Source organism: Bacteroides timonensis (genome assembly GCF_000513195.1).
GTDB classification, from domain to species: domain Bacteria; phylum Bacteroidota; class Bacteroidia; order Bacteroidales; family Bacteroidaceae; genus Bacteroides; species Bacteroides timonensis.
In genome coordinates this window covers 64,011-89,361 of sequence record NZ_CBVI010000024.1, presented here as the reverse complement: position 1 = coordinate 89,361, position 25,351 = coordinate 64,011, and the positions used below count along the sequence as shown (strand labels likewise).

Here is a 25,351-nt window from a genome sequence, read left to right as displayed (position 1 = left end):
CAAGTTCCCAAAGTACTCAACAAGCGAAGAAAATTACAGGTAAAGTTGTAGATGCAACAGGTGAACCTATTGTTGGCGCCAGTGTATTGGTGAAGGGTACTGGTACAGGTACCATAACTAATGTTGATGGTCAATTCTCTGTGGATACCCAGCAGGGTAGCACATTGGTAATCTCATTTGTGGGATACACTTCAGCTGAAATTAAGGTGGGTGCAGGAAGTGTGTATAATGTGACATTGAAAGATGATACTCAGACATTGAGTGAAGTTGTTGTAACTGCGATGGGTATCAAGAAAGATCGCAAGTCATTGGGATATGCTATTGATGACGTGAGTGCAGAAGAACTTATGAAAAATAAGAGCGTGAACCCAATCAATTCTCTGGCTGGTAAGATAGCAGGTGTTAATATTACACAGGGTGGTGGAGCTGCCGGTGCGGGTTCTCAAATAATTCTTCGTGGTGGTACTTCACTTGAACGCGATAATCAACCTGTGTTTGTTGTTGATGGTGTAATTTATGATAACTCCACTACTGTAGTAGGTAATTCTGCTTTCGATGGTAGTACATCAACTGCTTCTACCCAATCAAACCGGGTGATGGACATCAACCCTGAAGATATAGAGAATATGTCAGTACTCAAAGGTCCTGCTGCAGCTGCACTTTATGGTTCTCGTGCTGCTGCTGGTGTCGTTATCATTACAACTAAAAAAGGAAAAGAAGGTGCTGTTGAAGTGAATTTTTCAACTAAATATATTACGCAATGGGCTAAATCTCTTCCTAAAACCCAAAATAAATATAAAAGAGGATTTGCTGAAGATCAATATGATTCAAGTGGCAAATATACTGGAACAACATTCAATGATTTTAGCTATAATTCATGGGGGGAAGCAATAACTGATGGAGCTCCTACTTATGACAATATCGGAGACTTTTTTCAGCAAGGCGGTGCTTGGGATACTAATGTAAGTGTAGCCGGTGGATCTCAAAATAGTAACTTTTATCTTTCAGGTTCTTATTATAATCAAGATGGTATTATTCCTAATACTGGCTATGAGAAAGCAACATTCCGTTTCAATGGCGAACAAAAGTGGAAAATATTCACCTTTGGTGCAAATGTAGCATATTCTCAGGCAAATACCGATAAGACGCTTACTTCTGCAGGTCTTTATGGATCAAGCGGGTCGGGTACAATGACCAACTTGTATCGCTGGTCGCCTACCGACGATATGAGTCACTATTTGAACGAAGATGGTACACGCTATCGTATGTTTGGCGATCGTCTTGACGTAGTTGATGAACGAGATAACCCCTATTGGATTCTCAACAAGAATAAGCTGCAAGATAATACCGAACGTTTCACTGGTAATTTCAATATTAAGGCCGACATTACCGATTGGTGGTGGATCAGCTATCGCATGGGCATTGACTCTTATACTACTGACGACTCAAAAATACTCTCTGCTGGTGGTGTTTATAAACTGGCTTGGCAGAAGGGCATGTATAGCGAAAACTCTTATCGCTACAAATATCTTTCTACTAATTTAATGACAAACTTCGCCAAGCAGTTTGGAGACTTTAATTTTAATCTGATGCTTGGTACTTCTACCGACGACACTCGTTCCTGGTCTAATTACCGAATGGCCTGGAATTTCGAGATTCCCGATTTTTATGCATTTGACAATGCGACAAATGATAATCGTGACTTTTCGAGTGCTCGCAGTCAAAAACGCCTTGTAGGTGTGTTTGGTGAATTTCGTGCTGACTGGAAGAATACGGTATTCCTGACCGTATCGGGACGAAACGACTGGTCTTCGACACTACCAGTTGAAAATCGCTCTTATTTTTACCCATCTGTTAGCGGTAGTGTTGTGTTTACGGAATTCCTTCCAAAATCCGACTGGTTGTCATTTGGTAAGGTTCGTGCAAGTTGGGCACGTGTAGGTAAAGATACAAGTCCATATTCGTTGGATACGGCATTGTGGCCAAGCCAGTCATTCCTTGGCGGTCTTACAGGTGTAAGCAACTATTGGACTGCCGGTAATGCTGCCTTGAAACCTGAGATTACGGAATCTGTAGAAATCGGTGTTGAATTACGTTTCTTCAATAACCGTTTAAAGGTGGATTATGCATACTATACCAACAATTCTTACGACCAGATTATGTCGCCTCGTTTGTCTAATGCAACAGGTTATATCCTTCGTTCGGTGAATGCCGGTGATGTATATAATAAAGGTATGGAGCTCAGTATTGGTGGTACTCCGATTCAAACTAAAGACTGGAGCTGGGAATCTACTTTTAACATAAGTGGTAACCGTGGTACGGTTAAGAATCTGCTTGAAGGCGTGGAAATACTTTATGTGACTGATGTGCAGGTAGGTAATGCTAAAGCGGCATCTTTTCCTAATGGTAATTTTATGGCAATTTCGGGTAGTCAATGGAAGCGTGATGAGCAAGGTAATGTAATGCTTGACAAGAATGGGCTTCCCACAAAAGACAGTGCAGGTTCAAATAGTGTTAATCGCGAAATTGGTAATCGTGAACCAAAATTCTCTGGCGGATGGAATAACACAATCTCATACAAAGGATGGTCACTTAATATGCTGTGGGAATTCCGTGTAGGCGGACATGTGTACAATGGTACGGAATATGCAATGACATTGGCCGGTGTGAGTGAGCTTTCCGCTAAACGTGAAAAGATTGAAATATCAGGTGTAAACACAGATGGTAATTTCGTAACTAACACTTTTGAAGCCAATAAGACTTATACTTACAATGGTAAAGAAACGAGTGGCAGGACAATTATTGCTAATTACTATCAGGATATTTATCCCTATGAGACTGCAAACTTTATGACGAAAGTCAATGCGCTTCGTCTTCGTACTTTATCACTCTCATACACTTTGCCAAAAATATTACTTGCCAAGACAAAGGTTATCAAACGTGCTTCAATTACAGCTTCTGCCAATAACCTCCTTCTCTTCACCAACTATAATGGCGATCCGGAAGTTGCAGCAGCCGGATCAGGTGCAGTTGGTTCATCTTCGGTAGGTATCGACTATTGCGGTGTTCCTTCGACGGCAAGTTTTGCATTTGGTGTTAATTTGACTTTCTAAATATTGTCTAACTGCAGGAAAAATAGAATATAATATGAAACTATATAAGAAAATAATCCTTGGAGTGGCAGCTTGCATTTCGCTTTCTGCATGTAATGATTGGCTTGATGTAAACACCAATCCGAATACCCCTATATCTACTGATGCTGAATTTCATCAGCGTGTGCCTTGGATGCAATTTTATATGAGCCATATCTATCATATTGTTGCCTCTAACACGAGCTTTTATTGTGGTCATTTCTATCGTAACAATGCCCGTGAAGGTGGAGCAGCTAAGTGGCAACTTGACTCTTCTACCCGTGCCAGTAATGCACAGCAGTGGTTTTTTACCCAGGTAGGTGTGAATTGTAATGACTTGTATAATCAGGCAATGGAAGCGGGTGCTTACCATTATGCCGGTGCAGCTAAATTCTTCCGTGCTTATGGCTTTATGATGCTTACAGATCTATTTGGTGAACTGCCTTATAACGAGGCATTTGGCGAAAAACCTTCTCCGGCTTATGACAATGGTAAGACTATATTCCTTGGTTGTATAGCTGACATTGATGAAGCAATACAACTATTTTCCAGGCAGCAAGAGACTATAAATGGTGTTACTCCTAAAACGTTGGCTGAAGGTGATAGCTGGAATGGTGGTGATGCAGATAAGTGGCTTAAAATGTGCTATCTTCTAAAGGCCCGATGGTTGAACCACTTGATTAAGAAAGAGGCTGGCAGCTACAAAGAAGGCAAGTATGATGCTCAGGAAATTCTTAACTGTCTGGCTAAGGCTCAGCAAAGTAACGCCGACAATACTCTCATCAGACATACTGATACTAATACACCTTCTCATGATGTGTTGGGGTGGAATGAACCGGTGGATTATTCTGCTCTTTATTCTTGTATCGGCATGAACAGTAATATCTACATTACCAAGAATTACTACGACAACCTGACTAATTTTGATGGTAAGGGTGTAGAAGATCCGCGTGCCGACAAGTTTATCCCCTGGACCCGCTCAGTGAAGGGAGCTACTACTCCTGTTGATATCAAATGGTCGGATGATGGTAAATGGCGTCGCTCAATGGGTGTTGATATGCAAACTGATATCCTTAGTCAATCAGGCCCTTATGCATTGTCATTCAACACTTCTACCCAGAGTTGGTATTGTGACAGCCCATCCCGTCAAGGCGATACTATCTACGTGTGGACAACTTGTGGTGGTACCGGCTACTCAGGAGGGGTAGATATTCTCTATCATCGTAATAAGAGTTATGATAGTTCGGCACTCAGTGGCGTATTTTATGCCCGTGCTACAAGTCCTACTTATATGGCTTCCTATGCTGAGGCTTGTTTTATAAAAGCAGAGGTGCTTTTCCGACAAGGAGAAAAGTCAGGTGCATTCACTGCGTATAAGGATGGTGTTAAAGCAAGTATTGATGCTGTTAACGATCAAATTGCAGTGTGGACTTCTGAGGATACAAATTTGAATTCCTGTCCATCGTTTACTCATATTGAACAAACGGAAATTGACAATTTCTTGAACAATGGTTTGGGAACTGCTGACAATCTTACTCTTGGAAAAATTATAACTCAAAAGATGCTTGCGATGCCATTCTCTAATGAGAACTGGAATGATATGCGCCGTTATGATTATGATACTAATATATTTATGAATTGGGATAAACCCTATTACTACAAAACTACTCCTGCAGGTTTTACTTACTGTCCGGAAGGTGAGTCACCCCGTCGTTGGAAACAAGCTTCGTATGAGTTGACTTACAATACTAAAAATCTTTCTGCGATTGGTGCTGAAGTTCCGGGGGCGGCTGAACTTGGTGATGGATGGTATAATAGTAATGTTATTTGTACTTTGCAGGTATGGTGGGATTCTAAACAACAATAAATTGTCACGGTATTTGATAATTTTTGAAATCTAGTTATTATGAAGACAATACTTATATCGATATTGATGGTTATACTGCCATTGACATCTCAACTTGATAAGATAGTGTATTTTGAAGGAAATGATTTGGTTCATCCTAATGAAACAGCTTCGTTGACGGTATATCTTGAGAATGTATCTTATATATACGAATGGAGCTTTGATCCTGAACTGGAAAAAGCTCAAAACGTTTTTGATATTGTTATACTAAAAAATAAAATTACGATGACACCTCGTGCTGGACTAACTACTGGTGTTTCCAATGTTTTTTGTACTGTGTATGATGGAAATGGAAACTTAATAGGAGAAGATAGTGTATGCGTTGTAATATACTAAATGAATTTTCCGAAGACTCAAGCAGTCTTCATTCATAAATGATGATTGGGGCAGCCGGTTCGTGAGAATCGGCTGCTTTTTTGCATATTAATCTATAAAATTCCATAGTTTATAGAACGTTAATTTAAATATCTTAAAATATTGGGAATCTATATATTTCATTGATTATCTTTGCGCTCGGAAACAGAAATATGATTTTCTTTGAAGTTTCATAGAGATTTAATAAGATATTGAAGACTGTAACGGTCTTCATTCATAGATGATGATTGGGACAGTCGGTTCGTGAGAATCGGCTGTTTTTTGTTTCTGTTTGTTTGCATATCAACGGATGTAATGTTACTTTTGCCGAACGAGGTCAGGTGGCCTCGTTATTAACCTCTGAATAGCAATGGCACAAAGCAAGAAATTTATCTCTCCGGGAGCATGGTTTTCCATGTTGTATCCCGCGGACTGGAATGAGTTTGAAGATGGGGAAGGCTCTTTTCTCTTCTATAATCCAAGTGAATGGACTGGAAATTTTCGTATTTCTGCATATAAAGGTAACGCTATGTATGGTCGGGAAGTTACCCGTCAGGAACTGAAAGACAATCCTTCGGCAGTCTCCGTTAAAATAGGAAGCTTGGCATGTGCTTACAGTAAGGAGATGTTTGAAGACGAAGGGGCTTATTATACTTCTCATCTTTGGATTACCGGTGTGGATGATGTTGCCTTTGAATGTTCCTTTACAGTAAGTAAGGGAGCATCTGTGGCAGAGGCCGAAGCCGTTATCGCCTCGTTGGAAATACGCAAAGAAGGAGTGAAATATCCGGCAGAGCTTATACCGGTTCGCCTGTCCGAAATTTACCAGATTAATGAGGCTTTTGAGTGGGTGACCACTACTGTAAAAGAACAACTGAAAAAAGATTTCCAGGGTATGGAAGAAGATTTGGACAGCATGCAACAGGTCATTGATAGTGGAACTATCGGTCCGAAGAAGAAAGAAGCATGGCTTTCCTTCGGTATTGCCATCTGTGTGATTCTTGTCAATGAAGTAGACGGCCTGGAATGGATGACTTTGATAGATGGTAATCGTGAAGCTCCTGTACTGCAGAACCTTATTACCGGAGAATGGATTGACCCTATGAAATTAGTGTGGAGCAAAGTGAAGGCAGGGGAACCTTGCAATCTGGCAGAAACCTACAAATCCTTACTCTGATCATTTGCCAACCAGCCATAAATCATAAATTATAAATCATAAATCTTAAACTGTGATTAGTTATCTTCAGATAGAAAATTTGACCAAGTCATTCGGTGATTTGGTATTGCTTGAGAATACTTCGCTCGGTGTGGCCGAAGGGCAACGTATCGGACTGATTGCCAAAAACGGCAGTGGTAAAACTACTTTGTTGAATATTATTGCCGGCAAAGAAGGGTATGACAGTGGAACCGTTTCTTTTCGTCGTGACCTTAGGGTCGGATATTTGGAACAAGACCCGCAATATCCCGAAGGACTGACCGTTCTGGAAGCTTGTTTCCATCATGGCAATAGTACGGTAGAACTGATAAAGGAGTACGAACGTTGCATGGAAACAGAAGGGCATCCCGGTTTGGACGAAATCCTGGTGCGCATGGATCATGAAAAAGCATGGGAGTATGAGCAGAAGGCCAAGCAAATTCTTTCCCAGTTGAAGATAAGAAACTTCGATCAGCAAGTAAAGCATCTTTCCGGTGGACAGTTGAAGCGCGTGGCGCTTGCCAATACCCTTATCACTGAGCCTGACCTGCTGATTCTGGATGAGCCGACCAACCATCTCGATCTTGATATGACTGAATGGTTGGAAGATTACCTGCGCCGCACAAACCTCAGTCTGCTTATGGTGACGCACGACCGTTACTTCCTCGACCGTGTCTGTACCGAAATCATTGAAATAGACAATCGTCAGATCTATCAATATAAAGGAAATTATAGCTATTACCTGGAGAAACGTCAAGAGCGTATCGATGCAACGAATGTTGAAATAACCCGTGCCAACAATCTGTATCGCACAGAGTTGGAATGGATGCGTCGTATGCCGCAAGCCCGCGGGCATAAAGCGCGTTATCGCGAAGAGGCTTTCTATGAACTGGAGAGAGTAGCTAAACAGCGGTTTAATAACGACAATGTGAAACTGGAAGTAAAGGCCTCCTACATCGGTAGCAAGATATTCGAAGCAGACCATCTGTACAAGTCGTTTGGTGACCTTAAAATATTAGAAGACTTTTCTTACATTTTTGCCCGTTATGAAAAGATGGGCATTGTAGGTAATAACGGTACTGGTAAATCTACTTTTATCAAAATACTGATGGGAGAGGAGAAGGCCGATAGTGGAACAATTGATATCGGAGAAACAGTACGTTTCGGTTATTATTCGCAGGATGGCTTACAATTCGATGAGCAGATGAAAGTGATTGATGTGGTACAGGATATCGCTGAAGTCATAGAGTTAGGCAATGGTAAAAAGCTGACCGCTTCCCAGTTTCTACAACATTTTCTCTTCACTCCCGAAACCCAGCATAGCTATGTTTATAAACTGAGTGGTGGAGAACGCCGTCGCCTGTATCTGTGTACGGTATTGATGCGTAATCCTAATTTCCTTGTGCTGGACGAGCCTACCAATGATCTGGATATCATTACCCTGAATGTGCTGGAAGAGTATTTACAGAATTTCAAGGGTTGTGTTATCGTAGTAAGCCACGACCGCTACTTTATGGATAAAGTAGTAGACCACATGTTAGTCTTCAACGGTCAGGCAGATATCCGTGATTTCCCCGGAAATTATACCCAGTATCGTGACTGGAAAGAAGAAAAAGCCCGGCTGGAAAAGGAGAAAGAAAAAGAAGCCTCTAAACCGCAGGAAGATAAAACCGCTAAAGTGCGTCTGAATGAAAAACGCCGGATGTCCTTTAAAGAGAAAAGGGAGTTTGAACAGCTGGAGCAGGAAATTGCTACATTGGAGGACGAAAAGAAAACCATTGAAGCTGCCCTGTGCAGTGGCACCTTATCCGTAGAAGAACTCACAGAGAAATCAAAGCGTTTGCCCGAGATCACGGATTTGATTGATGAAAAGACCATGCGTTGGCTGGAACTTAGTGAGATAGAAGAATGATAGGGTGATAAGATGGTTGATAAGATGATAAATGATAAGATGATAAAATTATGAGCAACAGAACTGGAAATTTAACGAACTATCATAGTCATAGCTTATATTGCGACGGACGTGCTAATATGGAAGACTTTATCCGCTTTGCCCTGAGCGAAGGATTTACTTCTTATGGATTTTCTTCCCATGCCCCTCTGCCGTTTTCTGCAGCGTGGACTATGGAGTGGGACTCTATGGATGACTATCTGACCGAATTCCATCGTCTGAAGGCTAAGTATGCCAGACAAATAGAACTCTATATCGGTCTGGAGATTGACTATCTGAATGAAGAGAGCAATCCATCTGTTACCCGTTTCCGCGAATTACCGTTGGATTACCGTATTGGTTCTGTGCACTTGCTTTATGATGATAAGGGAGAAATAGTGGATGTGGATGTGACGGCTGATAAATTCCGCAGACTTGTGGATAAACATTTCAATGGTGATCTGGTGAGAGTGGTGCATCTTTATTATGACCGTTTGATGCGTATGGTGGAACTGGGCGGTTTTGATATTGTCGGTCATGCTGACAAAATGCACTATAACGCATCTGCTTATCATCCCGGCTTACTGGATGAACCTTGGTATGATGCTTTGATTCAGGAATATTTTGATGCTATTGCCCGAAAAGGATATATCGTAGAGATTAATACAAAATCTTATCTGGAATTGGGCACTTTCTATCCTAATGAACGCTACTTCCCTGTATTGCTTGAAAAGGGAATCCGTGTACAGGTTAATAGTGATTCCCACTACCCGGAGCGTATAAACAACGGACGCCTGCAAGCTTTAATGGCTCTGCAAGCGTCCGGTTATCACACTGTCACGGAGATGTACAATAATGAGTGGAAAGATATGCCACTCCTCATTCATACATAACTCCAGTGACTTTTTCTTATATATTATTTCTTCTTTAACAAGAAATCTTCAATTGCCTTTTGGTAAGTGGCTTTATCAGCTGCACCACGGAAAAGCTGAGGTTCTCCTTCCATCGGAATGAAGACAAAGAGAGGAATGCTGCTTGCATTGAATAATGCGGCAAGTTCACGTTCTTTGTCCACATTCACTTTGTAGATCACGATCTTTCCGGCGTATTCTTTTGCCAGATCTTTCATGATGGGCGCTGTCATGCGGCAGGGACCACACCAGTCGGCATACAAGTCAATGATGGCGGGTTTGTCACCCTTATATTTCCAGTCCTGGGATTTCTCGTAATCGAATACATCTTTAATAAACATATCCTTGTTCATTACGATTACTTCTCCGCTCTTGGCTTCTTTTTGTTCCGGTTCATTGGGTTGTGCTTTTGCTCCATCCTTGCAGGCGAATGTCAGTACGCTGGCAAAAATCAGAATGGCAAATGTTAGTACTTTCTTCATAATGTTTGTTCTTTATGAATTTTGTTCAATGACGCCTTTCAGCTCACTGCCCTTAATAACTCCGGAATGACGCCAAACGGCTTCACCTTTCTTGAATACGATAAAAGTGGGTACCGCTTGTATACGATACTTAGCAGCCAGTTCCTCATGTTGGTCTACATCGATTTTCACGATGCGGGCACCATCACCGATTTGTCCTTTCAGCTCTTCCAATACGGGATGCATTGCCTTACATGGGCCACACCAAGTTGCAAAAAAGTCTACTAAAACAGGTTTTTCTGATTGTATAAGTTCTTCAAATTTCTCCATAATCTTTTCCTTTCTGTTATTAATTCATTTTTTTTATAAATACAATATTAGTGTCGTTGTCTGTATAGTGAAACAGTTTGTGGTGTCTTTTGTTCACGATCTATTGCTTTTCATACTGTTTAAATGGCATATTTGGGTATTTTTTAGAATACTTTCAATTTTGAAACATTTTCCATAGGAAAATTTATCGAATGATTCTGATTTCCTTACTGGGTACCCTGTGGGTAACTGTTGTACTATGGTTGAATGAAAACATTTCGCCCCTGCAAACATTGTGATTGACTTTAGTTATTCGCTTTACTTGCAGGGGCGAATTATGGTTCACCTGAGTATCCGAGTGATATTTTTATACTTCCTTTTATTTATTCCGCAATTGTCAGCTCCTTGATAATATGTGAGGCACCGGCATACTTCTCTATGATAAATAAAGTGTAGCGAATGTCTACGCAAGCTGCACGCTGTGAAGAGGGGCGGAAGGCTATATCTCCTGTAAGTCCTTCATAATTGCGGTCGAAACCTGTACCGATGAGCTCACCTTTGGCATTGAATACCGGACTGCCGGAGTTACCGCCGGTGTTGTCTGTATTCACTATGAAGCAGATAGGCATTTCACCATTCGGCATGGCATAGCGTCCGAAGTCCTTGGACTGATACAGTTGTTTTAATTTGGCGGGAATCACAAACTCCCAATTGTCGGGATCTTCCTTTTCCATGGCACCTTTGAGGGTGGTATAGTAACCATATTCCACTCCGTCAGCCGGTTCATAAGGCAATACCTTTCCGTAGGTGAGGCGCAGGGTGGAGTTGGCATCCGGATAAATGGGAGTACCCGCACTCCGTTTCATATCCATCATACCTTTTACCCATACTTTGTGTGCGGCATTGTAATTCTTGTTGGCGTCTGCCATAGCAATGGCGGTCTGCAACAGTCCGTCTGTGATGGAATGTTTGAACAGTACCATCCAGTCAAATCCCAACTTATACGAGCCCGGTTTTCGGATGAACTTTTCAAAGTTTTCCTTCTTGCCGAAGATAGAGTGGTCGAAACAAGCATCGACAAAGGCATCACTGTTACCTTTGAAACGTTTGTCAATGACCTCAAAGATGCTGATGCGTTGTTCCGCCGGGATATATTGCATATAGGTCTGCAACATTTTCTTGGCGACTGTACGTTCCACATCAGGGAAAGGTACGGATGCAAAATATTTGTCAGCGGCAATCTTTAAGCTATCAGCGGCAGTCTTTATCTGTGCCTTATCCTTACTTTTCAGGGCAGCCAGCATGGCAGAAGTGTTGGGGATGCGCATAAAGTCCAGGCCTGTCACCAATGCTTCCTGAATGGCTTGCTGATGATAGAGGGCAGGGCGGCGATGCTCAATGATACTGCGTATTTGATCGAATGCCTTCTGATAAGAATCATCACCCTGTTCACGTCCGCGAGCCAAGAGTTGTTCCTGTTGGGCACGTTTCGTGTCGAGTACTTTCAGGCGGATAAGCCCTTCGTTCATACCAATGGCATTTTTCCAATAATTAGCAGAAGAGGCATACTTACTGGCATAATGGATGCGTACAGCAGGATCTTTCTGCATTTGTTCCATCAATGCTTCCTGGCGAACACCACGTACATGATGGCGCATGAAATTAGTGGTTTGCATACGCTCTTCCACTTCGTCGGAAATCATATAGCGCCAGTTGCGTCCGGGGAATCCCATGACGAAAGTGAAGTCACCTTCTTTGTACCCGGCAAGGCTGATGGTAAGATGTTTCTTCACTTTCAGGGGAACGTTATCCTTGGAGTATTCCACCGGATTTCCGTCCTTGTCGGCATATATGCGGAACAAAGAGAAGTCACCTGTATGTCGCGGCCACATCCAGTTATCGGTATCCGCACCGAATTTACCGATAGAAGAGGGAGGTGCACCCACCATACGGATGTCACTGTAAGTGGTTTTAACAAACAGGTAGTAGCGGTTACCACCGTAGAAAGCTTTCAGTTCAAGCTTGCGTCCCGGTGTCAGGGCAATGCCTTGTTCGGAAGAGAAGCGCTCGGCTACTTCCTTCAGGTATTTGGGTGACAGATAGTTTGTACCGTTTGGGTCCGGATCTATCTTCAACTGTTCGTTGACGTAGTCTGTTACATCCAGAATTTCATCAATGTAAGTAATGGTAAGTCCTTTACAGTGAAGCTCTTCTTCGCGGTTCATTGCCCAGAATCCATCTGTCAGATAGTCATGCTCCACTGTACTGTGCTGTTGGATAGAACCATAGCCACAATGATGGTTAGTGAGTACCAATCCTTCGGCAGAGATCACTTCACCTGTGCAACCGCCACCGAAGTGAACCACTGCATCTTTCAGGGCGATGCCGTCAGGATTATAAATCTGGTTCACCGGGATCAGTAATCCCAGTTCCGTCATAGCGACTTCGTTCTGCTTTTGCAGGTCGGTCAGCATCCACATGCCTTCGTCGGCGCGGGCGAATAGCCCGGCGGATGTAATAAATAATGAAAGTAAAATTCTTCTCATACAAAAGTGCTTTAGAAGGGTTTTTAAGGGGGGGTAATGAAGTAACGGCTGAATAGGAATGAAGTAACGACTGAACCTAATTCACTCGTTACTTCATTCCTATTCACTTATAGGGTCATTCCCCGATAGAGTGGTCTGTTACTCAACTATGTTCATTTCTTTAATCAAATGTTCGCATCCTCCCAGTTTTTCAAGGATGAACAGTACATAGCGGATGTCCAGGTTGATACAACGTTGCAGGTTATTATCAAAATTGATGTCACCGCTGAGAGACTCCCAGTTGCCATCGAAAGCAGTACCGATTAATTCACCGTTTGCATTCAGCACGGGGCTACCGGAGTTACCACCGGTGATGTCGTTTGTGCTGAGGAAGCAAACCGGCATATCACCGTTGGGCAGAGCATAACGTCCGAAGTCTTTTTTCAGTATCAGCTCCTTCAGTTTGGCAGGAACTACGAATTCACGGTCTTCGGGATTTTCCTTTTCCAGAATACCGTCCGTAGTAGTGTAGTACTTGTAATGTACGGCATCACGCGGATTGTATGATTTCACGTTACCATACGTCAGTCGAATGGTAAAGTTAGCGTCCGGATAAGAAGGAACGGGTTCTTTCATTTCGCCCAGTCCGCGGATATATGCTTTGTGCAATAATGCCAGTTCTTTGGAAGTACTGTTCAGTTCCTGTGCCAGTGACATCAGTTTTTCAATCTTGGCGCGTGAATATTGAGTTGCCAGATCCTTTTCGATAGCTTTTACCGTAGGTTTTTTGATGAACTTGTCAAAGTTGGCCTGGTTTGCCAGGATGGAATTGTCATACATGGCATCAATATAGGCATTATAGTCGCCTTTAAACTCTTTTTCAATAGTCTGATAGAAAGCCGGGCGTTGTTCTGCCGGAATAATTTCGGCATATACCGGGAAGATAGCTTTGGCTACTTTGCGGTCTACTTCATGATCGTAGTCTTTATTATGGATGTCAGCAAAGACCTCTTTCAACTGTTCGAGAGACTTATTGATGAGAGAGTCGTTCTTTTCTTCCAATCCCTTTTTCAGGTTATCCATAACCATGTACGGGCTACCGAATTCAATGGCACCACTGAATGCTTCCATCAGGTAGTAATACTGACCGGTCACCGGCATTGTCCGGTTTACAATGGCATCGATTTTTTCTACCACACCTTCATACTCCGGTTTACCTTTAGCGAATTCTGCGAATTTCTTCTCCTGTTCTGCCTTTGTACCCAGTACATCATTATCAATGATCGCTTTATTCATACCGATGGAGTTCTTCCAGTAATTGCTGCTGCCGGCATACTTGTTGGCATATTGAATACGAGTTTTGTCGCTGGCAGCCATCACTTCTTTCAACACGGCGAGGCGTGCGCCACGGATAGTGATACGCGGTTGATTCTGTGCTTCCATACGTTCCTTTACTTCCGATACGGTGAGGTAACGGCTTGTGCTTCCGGGGAAACCCATGATCATGGCATAGTCGCCTTCTTCCAGTCCCTTGATAGAGATAGGCAGATATTTGGGGGTCTTCAAAGGTACATTTGATGCTGCGTATTCTGCGGGATCACCGTTAGCATCGGCATAGATACGGAACATGGAGAAGTCACCCGTGTGGCGGGGCCACATCCAGTTATCCGTTTCACCACCAAATTTGCCTACGGAAGAAGGAGGTGCGGCTACCATACGTACGTCTGTGTACACCTTCTTATAGAACAAATAGAATTTATTTCCGGCATAGAACGGCAAAGCTTGTACTTCAATGCCTTTTTTACCTTTCAGATCGCTCTTCTCGAACAATTCTTTAGCCAGTTTATTGAGGAACGGGCGGGTGAGTGCATTTACTTCAGTTACTTCACCGGCAGCGATCTTTTGGTTCACGATGTCCGTAATGTCTTCGATACGGTCAACGAACTGGAATTTCAATCCCGGAGTAGGCAATTCCTCACCACGGTTTTTTGCCCAGAAACCATCGGTCAGATAGTCGTGTTCCACGCTGCTATGCTGCTGGATAGAAGCGTATCCGCAATGATGGTTTGTCAGAATCAGTCCTTCCGGTGAGATGATTTCACCTGTACAACCACCGCCAAAGATACCTACCGCATCTTTCAGTGATACTCCATTCGGATTGTACAAATCATCCGCTTCCAGTTTCAAACCTTGTTTTTTCATCAACTCAATGGAGTTCTGCTGTTTCATCAGTTGCAGTAACCACATTCCTTCGTCGGCACGTGCTGTAGAGCCGAACGCCAGCGCTGCTAGCGCTACTAAGTAGGTTCTAATTTTCATTGTTATCTGTTTATACAATTTATTGTTTTATGAAATTCATTACATTGGCAGGCGGACGTTGGTTCATCAGTTCATTCTTCATGAAGTCCATGTATGGCGCTACATGACTGAAAAAGCGATGATATCCCTTACACAGATAATTCAGTCCCGGTTCGCCACTTGCCGTTCGTGCGAAGCGGTTTTTAGGACATTCGCCATTGCAGGCAAACAGCCATTCACACTCCCGGCATTGGGTGGGCAATGATTGCTGCTTCATTTGTCCGAAAGCCTGCTGCTTTTCACTATACATCATCTCCACCAGCGTCTTCTGGTAAATGTTGCCCAACTTATATTCGGGGAATACAAAATGGTCGCAGGAGTATACGTCTCCGTTGAACTCCATCACTCCCGCATGTCCGCAAGTCTTTGCCATGGAGCAGACGCCCGGTTGTTCGCCTATCCAGTTGGCTAGGGTAGAGTCGAACAATTGAATGTAATAGGTGCCTACATCCTTTTTCACCCATTCGTCAAAGAGGGTGCAGAGGAAATTGCCCCATTGCTCAGGGCTGATGGAGAAATCCGCCAGTTCGGCCACCTCTTCACGATCGGCCAGTGAGGCCAGATGACGTCCGTCCTGATGCCGGAATACGCGCTCTACGATGGGGGCGAACTGTATGTAGTGGCAGCCTATCTCCTTGAAGAAGTTGTAGAATTCTAGTGGATAATCGGCATTGTAGTCGTTCACTACCGCCATGCCATTCCATTCCACACCATGCTTTTTCAGCAGATTGATGCCTTGCATTACTTTTACGAAAGAAGGCTTACCTTGCTTATTCTTGCGATATTCGTCGTGAAATTCTTGCGGGCCGTCGATAGAGACACCTACCAGCCAGTTGTTTTCACGAAAGAATTCGCACCATTCATCCGTCAGCATGGTTCCGTTGGTCTGTATGCTGTTGTCTATTGTACGTCCGCGGGCATATTTTTTTTGCAGTTCCATGGCCTTTTTGTAGAAGGACAACGGGCGCATCAAAGTTTCTCCACCGTGCCAGGTGAACATTACCTGCGGCATGGTTTGCGAATTTATGTATTCTTCAATGAACTTTTCCAGCAACTCCTCACTCATAACGTGCTTAGGGTTGTTTTGGTATAGCTTGCTCTTTTCCAGGTAGTAACAGTAATCGCATGCAAGGTTGCATACGGCGCCTACCGGTTTCAGCATGACATAAAGAGGCTTGGCAAAAGGAGCATAAGTTGACATAGGAGATTATCTTGTTTCAGTTACAGGGTTTACATTTTGTTAGTTATCACTGCAAAAATAAGTAAACTAAATGAAATATCCTTTCTTTTCTCCCTCCTTATAAGGATTATTAATGGAAAAAAGAGAGCAAAAATTAAATATTGATAAAAAGTTTCTTTACAGCCCGAATAGGTTGTACCTTTGTATCGTGTTTCATAAAAATCGTTTCCTGCATGATTAGAATGAATGTGAACCGTATTTTGCCCTTAATGCTTTTGCTCGTGCTTTTTGCTTCGTGCAGCCGCAAGTATAAAGTGGAGGGTGTGTCATCGGTGACCAGCCTCGATGGTAAGATGTTATACCTGAAAACGCTCCGCGACGGGCAGTGGATAGCAATTGATTCCGCCGAAGTGGTACACGGTTTGTTCTCTACGAGTGGTCCGTCGGACTCTGTAATGATGGTGACGCTCTACATGAATGATGAGGCTATCATGCCTCTTGTACTTGAGAACGGTAAGATTGAAGTCTCCATATCCAACTCTCAACTCACCGCTAAAGGTACGCCGCTAAACAATGCTTTGTATGAATTCATCGAAAAGCGTAATTCGCTTGAGTTGAAGATTGAAGAACTGGAAAAGAAAGAGGCACGTATGGTATTGGATGGCGCCGCATTGGATGACATCCACGAACAACTGACTCAGGAGGGAGAAGCTCTGGTAAAAGAGATGAATGACTATATCAAGGAGTTCATTTCCACCAATTATGAGAATGTCCTTGGTCCCAGCGTATTCATGATGATGTGCAGTACACTGCCTTATCCCATCATGACACCGCAGATAGAGGATATCATCCGTACAGCCCCTCAAACTTTCAAGAGTAGTCCTTTGGTGAGGGAATTCCTCGATAAAGCTAAAGAGAATATGAAATTGATAGAGGAACATCGGCGTATGGAGGAGAGCGCCGCTACGCAGAACTAACTACCTGTAGTTATTGGTCCTGATCCTCATTTTTCACCATTCCCTTGTATTCTTCCGGTAAAGCACTTTCTACGGCGGCGTAGGCTTCGGCCATCGTCGCCTTGATGTTTTCTATACCTTGTCCTTTGGGCGGGATCGGATCGTGAATAGTCAGTATCATGCGGTACGGATGTATCCATTTGCCCGTGCGGGGCAGAATTTTGAATGATCCGTCGATAGTGACCGGCACCACTTCCAACTGTAATTCATCTGCCAACTGGAATGCACCTTTCTTAAAATATCCCATGTGTCCGGTAAAAGTACGGGCACCTTCCGGGAATACCACCAATGATACTCCGTCTTTTAGCGAAGCCTTTGCCTGGCGAATGGTTTCCAATACTTTCTTGGGACCTGAACGATCCACAAATATGTGTCCTGCACTTTCGCAGGCTTTCCCTACGAAAGGTAATTTCCGCAGGCTCTTCTTCATCATCCATTTGAAGTTACGCCCCAGAAATCCGTAAATGAGGAAGATATCGAACGCTCCCTGGTGGTTGGGTACGAATACGTACGATGTATGTTTATGTATTTTCTCCCGGCCGCGCACCTTTACAGGAATCAGCAGGAAAACACAAATCAATTGTGACCATATTTTTCCGGGATAATAGCCCCAGATATGTGCACCGCCTATCAGAGAGCCGACGATAGTCACCAAAGCCGTGAGAATAGTCAATACCAACAGAATTGGTAAAGCAAAACATATTTGGTAAATATAATAAAGTATCTTCATAGGTGTTGGATTTTTGTTTCCGCAAAGATATATAATTTGATTTAGATATGCTACCCGGTTATCGTACTTTTAGATTATTCGGTAATTCGGCTTTTGCCAGGGCTACACCCTTTGTCCCGGATGGTGTAGCCATTTGCACTAAAGGGTGTAGCCATCCGAGGCAAAGGGTGTAGCCATTTTTAATATGCCTCACAAGAGGTTGCTGGAGGGGTAATAGGGAGATGTCGGTGAAATATTCTCCGTTTTTTCGGAATATCGAAAAACGAAAAAAAGAACAATAATTCTTCCTTCGTACCTTCCTTCGTACCTTCCTTGGATCTTCCTTGGATCTTCTTCGTACCAAGTTCGCTATTTTGTTCTCTCTATAGGAGCGAAGGAGATGCGAATAGGGTGGATGGGAGAAGAGAAATGGAACAAAGCGATGTTTTATAAAAAATGCTGAGTGATTGATGTGTTTTGTGCTTTTCTGTATTTTGTTTTTGTTATATTTGTAGGATAAAACGTTTGACAGGCAATAATATGTAGATGGTATGAAACTTAGTAGGTTAAATTTATTTTGGGGAGGGATTGTTTTTTGCACTGTGGTTACAAGCATATACGTATATACGCTTTACTGTAACTATTCGGAGCTGGTGGCTGAGTGGAATATGCAGGCAGAGGAAACATTTGTAAAGGCGTTGCAACAGGAAGTGCAGAAACGGGGGAATATTGTTGTGCCATTTGTAGCAGGTGTTAATTCTCCTGAAATGAAAACATTGGAAAGTCCATTCCAAAGTCCTGTAACTTTGACGAGTAAGTATGGAACGCACGACTATGAGATACCACGTGTGAAATTTGACAATAGTCTTATCAAAGATACCGAAAAAAGAATGTTACTCAGCTATGTGCTTGAAGAGCATCCTCTGAATGCTGATACGCTGAATACATCTTGGAATAGTCTATTGATAAGGAAATCAATTAAAGCTAATACAGGTATTCGTCTTTCAACAATGGATTTGTTGAAACAAACTTCTGTCGTCTGTTCCCCCGATAGTATAAAAATATTGGAGGGAGATAGTTTGCTATCCCGTTATCTAGGCTTTCGTTGTGAAGTGGAAACTACAGGTTTTGTGTCTTATAGTTGGTGGCAGGCATTGGAGGTATGGCCGCCCATCATTATATTACTTCTGCTTTGGTTTTGTTTCTTCCTTCTTTTCTCATATTATAAACAGATTACTTTGTTTTTGCGATGTAAGCTTGTGAAGAAAGAAACTGTTGTCCATATTCAGGAGAAAACGATTGTTGTTGAAAGAAAAATGCATTTGGAAGAAGTAGTAGAGCAAACCGGATTATATGAATTGGCCGATGGGACTATTTTGGATTCGATAAAAGGTGTTTTGGTGAATGGAGAAAAGACGCGGCAGGTACAACCGCAAACAATAATCTTGTTGAAGCTTTTTTTATGTGCCAAAGATTATCGACTGACTGCGGAGGAAATGAATAAGAAATTATGGGAAGGGAAAGGAACTTCCAGTCAAATTCATGCTGCCATTCATCGTTTACGCGAAGCATTGAAAAATGTCTCTTCTCTTATAGTAGAAAAAGAAGATAAGTACTATTGTTTGAAAATGCCCCATTTCATCGAGAAAAATCCCACTGAAGCATAAGATAGAAGAACTTACCAACGCTTACCAAAAGGTGTATAATTAAACTTGGTAAGTCTTGGTAAGTCGAAAAAGTTGGTTTGATATAGAAACTCATTTACCTTTGGGGCAAAAAATGAGGCAATGCTGTTTTGTATGTCTCATAATAGATATCTAATATAAAAATAAGTGAAACATGAAAAACAAGATTAAAGTTGCTGTAATCGGTTTGTGTGCAGTTGGTGCAATAACTGCTTTTTGTAGTCAGAAATCGGGTAAGCAAATGGATGATTTACTACTGAAAAATGTAGAAGCCTTAGCTTGGGGTGAAGGAGGAGTACCCTCAAACTGTTTAGGTCTGGGTGATGTTGACTGTCCTTTTTCGAAAACTAAAGTGAAATATGTAATGACTGGTTACAGCCTTGAAGACCTCTATTAGCATATTATTAGTCTTTCTCTTCGCTGCATGCACTTCTGTGCCCGATGAGAGAATGATGTCATATTCCGACTTTCCCGAAGTGAGAGAATTGACAGCTTGGACTTTGCCATTAGATACAGCTTTGTTCCGTTATCCTTATAGGGTACGTGTACAAGATGACAAGGCTGTAGTACTTGATTTGCATGGAACGGAACATTTCTTTCATGTTTTCCACTATCCCGACTTTCATTACTTATCTTCTTTCGGCAAACGAGGCGATGCTCCCGAAGAAATGCTTTCAGCTGAAAATCTTCGATGGGATGGAGACTTTTTGTGGATACTTGATTCTAATAAGTCAGAATTAACCCGGTTAGGTTTTGCTTCATCCGGAGACTCATTGCTTCGTCAGGAAGTGGTGAGTCTGGATGAAGAATTACTCCGGGCACTGGATTTTGTGCAATATGATGATTCTACTTTTATCATTCCCGATTATTCTGGTGACAGTCGTTTCTCTTTGGTTAATCGGCAGGGTAAGTTACTTCGTAAAATAGGTACTATTCCCACAGCCAACAAGGATGCTTTGAAGAATGCCCGTCCTGCTTTGGCGCAGGCATGGCGCAGCTTTATCGATTATAATCCGAGCAATGGCGTACTTGTGGCAGTTACCCAACTGGGAGAAGTTCTTGAAATTTATAACTTGAAAGATAGCACGTACATAGCTTGTGTTGGTCCTAATGGTGAACCCGAGTTTCAGATCGCTCAGGGGTATGGTATACCGACCGGTATTATGGGATTTAGTGATATACAAGCGACGGATAGTGCTATTTATGTTGTTTTTCAGGGTCGTAAATTCAAGGATATTCAACAGAAAGCACAGCAGGGCATTAATTTACCGGATGGTGGACAATACATTTATGTATTCGGTCTGAAAGGTGAACCGCTTCGGAAGTATGTCTTAGATCACTATATCCATGGAATTTCGGTAAATGAGCAGAAAGGAGTTATCATAGCTACGGATGTGAATAAGGATGAACCGATAATAGAATACCATATGAATGGTATGTAGAGTGATTATTAAATTATTAAAAGGAGCAGACGGTAAACGACTTGTTGGTGCAATAGAATACCGAATGCTCCGTAACCCCTAAAAATTAGAAGCCTGGCAAAGATATGAATTTTTAAATGAAAACGGAAATTGGGTTCAGCTGTGACGATAGGACAGTATGGACGATGGTCTTAGTAAGATATATTGTATCTTAATTCTTTATAGTATATTAATGTGCATTTGACATAGATGCTTAAATCGCTAAAAAAAAGATGAAGAAATTTACAAAATTACTTTTTTTAGTTTTGTGCATTGTGATTGCAGGGTATGGTGCTTATGCTAGTCAAAAAGCGAATCCATTATCAGGTTTATGTTTGGCTAATGTGGAGGCATTGGCTTTGGATGAAAGTGATGGTGGTGCTGTTGATCCTAATAAGGCGTATGGCTATAAACTTACCAATTGCTATGATAAATATGGTGCTGCAGAAGGTGCAAGATGTGTAGATGTTATGGATCAAAAATCTTCTTGTTCATATAGTAGTACTTGGGGGAAGTGTGATTAAAGAAAATACGCATATTCTAAACATTGAGTAGCCAAGAACAATTTATTTAAAATAATTTGTTCTTGGTGAACTTATTTGGTTATGCAAAATGAATATATAAATTAATTTGATTATAAAAATGAAATTGATTATGAATAAATATAGTATAGTAGTCTATTGGCTGTCTATACTTGTCTTTAGCATTTCCTGTTCGAAGGATAAAGAACAAAAGGATTTAGTTGTAGATTTACTTAGGGAGGCCAAAGATAGTGTAGGATATTCAGTATTTGTAGATTCTATAAAGTATATTAATTTGGAATTAACGGACAGCTGTCTGATTGGAAGAATTACAGATATGGCGATAAGTCGGAACCGTATGTTTATTTTTGATGAACAACAACAAACAATATGGGTCTTTGACAGGGATGGTAAATATTTAAATAAAATATATAGAAAAGGTGAAGGGCCGGGTGAATATGCCTACATTAACCATTTTGAGTATGATGAAAGAAAAAATCAGATAGTAGTTCTTTCTCCTTGGCAACAAACTCTTTTATTTTATACTCCAGAAGGTAAATACCTAAAGACTGTGAGAGTTGAAATGAAACCTGACGATTTTAAGGTGTGTCCTCAAGGAGGATTTATTTTGTCTAATTCTGGATTAGATGAGCCAACAGCTGGAGTTTATTATGTAAATGATTCCGGTCAAGAAATGAAGTGTTTAGTAAAGAGGAAAAGTAATCATTTAGTTTACTTAACCTTTGAATGGGAGCTGTGCTCTTATGGAGATATAATAAATTTTATGGCTCCTAATTTTGATAATACAGTGTATCATTTTCGTAATCGAGAACTTTCTGTTGAGTATCCTTTCTCCATGAAACCTGATTTGAAACATGATTATGAAGAGACCGTTTCTTTGCAAAACTTTGAAGATTTTATACGAACAACATATTTAGAAGGAGAAAAATGGATATGGGCAACTTATTGGTCTTCCGGTGATGGTTTAAGAATATTTATTTATTCAAAAGAAATTGGGGACTATTGGATAGGAAAGACGATTGTCAATGATTTTGATGGTAAAGAAGTCGGTAGAAGAACATCTATAACTGGAGATAATACATTTGTTACTTGGAGCGAAAGTGAAAATCCTGATGAAAATCCAGTTGTTAGTATATTATATTTGAAATGAGTGTACTTAATGGCTACATGAAAAAAATAAGAAATATTTATGCCTAAGAATATATACGTATTAGTTTTAGTGTTCTTTTTATTGATTTCATGTAAAGAGTCTAAAAAGGAAAGTATTTCTCATTTGGTGACGGAATGGATGGGGAAAGAAATCGCTTATCCCGATGATATAGCTTTTACTTTGTGGGGGAAAGATACTATCATGAACCGTACCTCTTATACAATTGTGACTTATGTAGACTCTATAGGTTGTATTAATTGTAAATTACAACTTAAAAAATGGCTTGCATTTATAACAGAATTAAGGGATAAAGTGGGGGATAAGGTTAAAATGCATTTTATACTTTTCCCTAAAGACCCCAAAGAAATGGTGGCTTTATTAAGACAGGACAAATTCGACTATCCAGTATGTATTGATGTAAATGATTCTTTTAATAAATTAAACCATTTATCTTCAATCATGATGTTTCAAACGTTTCTATTAAATGAAGATAATGAAGTGATAGCTATTGGAAATCCTATCTATAATCCAAAAGTAAAGGAATTGTATGTGGGTATAATTAATGGTGAAGTAGATGTACAGAAGGAACATATAATATTACAAACAGAAATAACCGTTAGCAATAATAGTACTTCTTTGGGTGTATTTTCTTGGGAAGATGAACAAACTACTAATTTTACATTAAAGAATATAGGAAAAAATCCTTTAGTGATTGAAAATGTAAGTACATCTTGTGGTTGTACGTCTGTTTCCTATTCAAAAGAACCAGTACGCTCAGGAAATTCAGTTATTCTAAATGTTAGCTATAAAGCAGATCATCCTGAACATTTTAATAAGACAATCACAGTGTATTGTAATGCTGAGTCTTCTCCGATACTTTTGAGAATAGCCGGTGATGCAGAGTAAACATTCTTAATAATTAGATCGTAGGAAATGAAGAGATGAATAAAAATAGTAATCTTAGTGAGAGAGGAGGTTTTAGCCGGTTCATTGATAGGATTATGAATCTATTTTTAATCATTTGTGGAGCGGTACTACTTTGGATACTACTTCAGGTGACCAGTATTGCTTCTTTCAAGATTCCTTCTGATTCTATGGAGCCTGCTCTGCTTGCTGGGGATAATATTTTAGTGAATAAGTGCGTGATGGGAGGTCGGTTATTTAATATTTGGGATGCTTTGGAAGATAAGGAGATAAATATATCCCGTTTACCCGGTTTAGGTAAAATAAAAAGAAATGATGTAGTGGTTTTTAATTTTCCCTATTTGGAACAGCGTTGGGATAGCATTGTTTTTAGAATAATGAAATATTATGTGAAACGCTGTGTTGCTTTGCCTGGTGATACATTTGAAATAAAGAAAGGGCATTATAAAGTACATGGTTGCACCTCGGCATTAGGAAATGAGGAAGCACAAGACTGGCTAATGCAGATTATTGAACGAGGTAAGGAAGGAGATTACGGAGTTGTGATGAGTGGATATCCCTATAATGATATTGTGAATTGGAATATAGTGAACTTTGGTCCCTTGTATCTTCCTGTAAAAGGCGATGTTATAGAGATGTCCCCTAAATATGTCGCCCTGTACCGAAATGCGATAGAATGGGAGCAGAAAAAGAAACTCTTTCTACGTGGAGACACGATTTTACTGAATGATAGCGTGATACATACTTATCGCTTTAAGGAGAATTATTATTTCGTGGCGGGTGATAAGGTGATGAACTCACAGGATTCCCGTTATTGGGGCTTGCTGCCCGAACCTTTTATTGTAGGTAAAGCTGTCAGGATCTGGAAGTCGGTGGATAGAGAGACGGATAAAATAAGGTGGAATCGGATATTTAAAAAGATTGAGTGATAAGTTTACGTTTACAGATACATAAAATAAAAGACATTGCATGGGTATTCAACCTTTATGCAGAGCCGGATTTTTATAACCCTGGCAAGTTGAAGGAGGTTGCAGACATCGTACTGACTAAAGAATCTAAAGTGCATTCTACTGCTATAAAAGAAATGCGCAGTAAGGTCAGGGAGATATTAGAGAAAGCAAATATGGAATAACAAAAATGAGATAAACTATGGATGCATACAACGAAAATTTGTTTTCCTGTCTGTTATTCAGGAACAAGCAACTGACTAAGGAGTTAAAACGGTTTGAGGATCTTTCTGCTTTATCTGTTTCTTCTTCACAAATGTTGGCTTTAAGCCAATTGCTCAAATTGCACTTGGCTCCCACTTATGGAACTATCAGGAATGAATATGAGTGGCAGAATCTCTTTGCAGTGATTGATTTACTTTATGGCGCTGATTGGCTTCAGGAGGATTTGAAAACCAGTCGTTTAAGTATGCAGGAATTGAAATTATGTTATTTGGTACGCGCTCAACTAACTAACAAGGCTATTGCTCTAATTTTTAATATTACTTCCTGCTCTGTACTGAAAGCCAAACAACGCATAAAGGCTAAATTATCTTTATCAAGAGAGGATAGTTTTGATAGATATATACAGAGTAAATATTAACTTTATTTCCGATAA

At 41.0% G+C, this 25,351-nt stretch carries 22 protein-coding genes; 16 read left to right on the top strand and 6 right to left on the bottom strand.

Annotation, left to right across the window (positions count from 1 at the left end; all coding sequences use genetic code 11):
• From BN161_RS07215 to BN161_RS07190, 6 genes are all read left to right on the top strand, one after another.
• The coding region (locus BN161_RS07215) for a SusC/RagA family TonB-linked outer membrane protein (RefSeq protein ID WP_044264344.1) at window positions 1-3,113 on the top strand (3,113 nt) is incomplete at its 5' end.
• Window positions 3,114-3,147: 34 nt separating this feature from the next.
• Entirely contained in the window at window positions 3,148-4,998 is a 1,851-nt protein-coding gene (locus tag BN161_RS07210) for a SusD/RagB family nutrient-binding outer membrane lipoprotein (RefSeq protein ID WP_044264342.1), read from the top strand.
• A gap of 39 nt (window positions 4,999-5,037) precedes the next feature.
• Window positions 5,038-5,373 carry a hypothetical protein gene (locus tag BN161_RS07205; protein WP_044264340.1) on the top strand — a complete coding sequence of 112 codons (336 nt, stop codon included), beginning with the start codon at window positions 5,038-5,040 and terminating at the stop codon, window positions 5,371-5,373.
• A gap of 388 nt (window positions 5,374-5,761) precedes the next feature.
• Window positions 5,762-6,568, top strand: a complete 807-nt coding sequence (locus tag BN161_RS07200; RefSeq protein WP_044264337.1) for a DUF3805 domain-containing protein — start codon at window positions 5,762-5,764, stop codon at window positions 6,566-6,568.
• Window positions 6,569-6,620: 52 nt separating this feature from the next.
• Window positions 6,621-8,498 carry a ribosomal protection-like ABC-F family protein gene (gene abc-f, locus BN161_RS07195; protein WP_044264335.1) on the top strand — a complete coding sequence of 626 codons (1,878 nt, stop codon included), beginning with the start codon at window positions 6,621-6,623 and terminating at the stop codon, window positions 8,496-8,498.
• Window positions 8,499-8,548: 50 nt separating this feature from the next.
• On the top strand, window positions 8,549-9,409 hold the full coding sequence (locus BN161_RS07190; protein ID WP_044264333.1) for a histidinol-phosphatase: 861 nt from the start codon (window positions 8,549-8,551) through the stop codon (window positions 9,407-9,409).
• A 23-nt stretch (window positions 9,410-9,432) separates the two neighbouring features.
• On the opposite strand, the gene BN161_RS07185 is transcribed toward BN161_RS07190, so the two are convergent.
• The 5 genes from BN161_RS07185 to BN161_RS07165 all read right to left on the bottom strand — a co-directional run bounded on the left by BN161_RS07185 (window position 9,433) and on the right by BN161_RS07165 (window position 16,281).
• Entirely contained in the window at window positions 9,433-9,909 is a 477-nt protein-coding gene (locus BN161_RS07185; RefSeq protein WP_007214478.1) for a thioredoxin family protein, read from the bottom strand.
• A 12-nt stretch (window positions 9,910-9,921) separates the two neighbouring features.
• Window positions 9,922-10,218, bottom strand: a complete 297-nt coding sequence (gene trxA, locus BN161_RS07180; RefSeq protein WP_007214477.1) for a thioredoxin — start codon at window positions 10,216-10,218, stop codon at window positions 9,922-9,924.
• A gap of 362 nt (window positions 10,219-10,580) precedes the next feature.
• Window positions 10,581-12,743, bottom strand: a complete 2,163-nt coding sequence (locus BN161_RS07175) for a S46 family peptidase (protein ID WP_044264331.1) — start codon at window positions 12,741-12,743, stop codon at window positions 10,581-10,583.
• Window positions 12,744-12,881: 138 nt separating this feature from the next.
• Window positions 12,882-15,041, bottom strand: coding sequence for a S46 family peptidase (locus BN161_RS07170; protein WP_044264329.1), 2,160 nt, complete (start codon window positions 15,039-15,041; stop codon window positions 12,882-12,884).
• Between the two features lie 19 nt (window positions 15,042-15,060).
• Window positions 15,061-16,281, bottom strand: a complete 1,221-nt coding sequence (locus tag BN161_RS07165; RefSeq protein WP_044264327.1) for an anaerobic sulfatase-maturation protein — start codon at window positions 16,279-16,281, stop codon at window positions 15,061-15,063.
• Between the two features lie 212 nt (window positions 16,282-16,493).
• On the opposite strand from BN161_RS07165, the gene BN161_RS07160 reads away from it, so the two are divergent.
• A complete protein-coding gene (locus tag BN161_RS07160) occupies window positions 16,494-17,237 on the top strand; it encodes a DUF4369 domain-containing protein (protein ID WP_044264325.1) in 744 nt (247 codons plus the stop codon).
• Between the two features lie 10 nt (window positions 17,238-17,247).
• Here BN161_RS07160 and BN161_RS07155 read toward each other — a convergent pair whose 3' ends face one another.
• Entirely contained in the window at window positions 17,248-18,006 is a 759-nt protein-coding gene (locus BN161_RS07155; RefSeq protein ID WP_044264323.1) for a lysophospholipid acyltransferase family protein, read from the bottom strand.
• 632 nt (window positions 18,007-18,638) lie between these two features.
• On the opposite strand from BN161_RS07155, the gene BN161_RS07150 reads away from it, so the two are divergent.
• From BN161_RS07150 to BN161_RS07110, 9 genes are all read left to right on the top strand, one after another.
• Window positions 18,639-19,652 (top strand): hypothetical protein, encoded by a 1,014-nt coding sequence (locus tag BN161_RS07150; protein WP_244436437.1) that lies wholly within the window; start codon window positions 18,639-18,641, stop codon window positions 19,650-19,652.
• A 172-nt stretch (window positions 19,653-19,824) separates the two neighbouring features.
• Window positions 19,825-20,067: an NVEALA domain-containing protein gene (locus BN161_RS07145; protein WP_044264320.1), complete on the top strand. Its 243-nt coding sequence runs from the start codon at window positions 19,825-19,827 to the stop codon at window positions 20,065-20,067.
• Window positions 20,068-20,119: 52 nt separating this feature from the next.
• The gene (locus BN161_RS07140) at window positions 20,120-21,112 is read left to right on the top strand and encodes a BF3164 family lipoprotein (RefSeq protein ID WP_081743656.1); all 993 of its coding nucleotides are present in this window, start codon (window positions 20,120-20,122) and stop codon (window positions 21,110-21,112) included.
• Window positions 21,113-21,363: 251 nt separating this feature from the next.
• Complete coding sequence (locus tag BN161_RS07135) at window positions 21,364-21,654, top strand: NVEALA domain-containing protein (RefSeq protein ID WP_044264316.1); 291 nt, start codon at window positions 21,364-21,366, stop codon at window positions 21,652-21,654.
• A 130-nt stretch (window positions 21,655-21,784) separates the two neighbouring features.
• On the top strand, window positions 21,785-22,822 hold the full coding sequence (locus BN161_RS07130) for a 6-bladed beta-propeller (RefSeq protein WP_167332506.1): 1,038 nt from the start codon (window positions 21,785-21,787) through the stop codon (window positions 22,820-22,822).
• A gap of 39 nt (window positions 22,823-22,861) precedes the next feature.
• The gene (locus BN161_RS07125) at window positions 22,862-23,728 is read left to right on the top strand and encodes a DUF1573 domain-containing protein (protein ID WP_044264312.1); all 867 of its coding nucleotides are present in this window, start codon (window positions 22,862-22,864) and stop codon (window positions 23,726-23,728) included.
• A gap of 35 nt (window positions 23,729-23,763) precedes the next feature.
• Entirely contained in the window at window positions 23,764-24,675 is a 912-nt protein-coding gene (lepB, locus tag BN161_RS07120; RefSeq protein WP_044264311.1) for a signal peptidase I, read from the top strand.
• The gene (locus tag BN161_RS07115; RefSeq protein WP_044264309.1) at window positions 24,672-24,878 is read left to right on the top strand and encodes a hypothetical protein; all 207 of its coding nucleotides are present in this window, start codon (window positions 24,672-24,674) and stop codon (window positions 24,876-24,878) included. Before lepB ends, BN161_RS07115 begins: the two co-directional genes overlap by 4 nt.
• Before the next feature lie 17 nt (window positions 24,879-24,895).
• Window positions 24,896-25,336, top strand: coding sequence for a helix-turn-helix transcriptional regulator (locus tag BN161_RS07110; RefSeq protein ID WP_044264307.1), 441 nt, complete (start codon window positions 24,896-24,898; stop codon window positions 25,334-25,336).
• The last annotated feature ends 15 nt before the right edge of the window (window positions 25,337-25,351 follow it).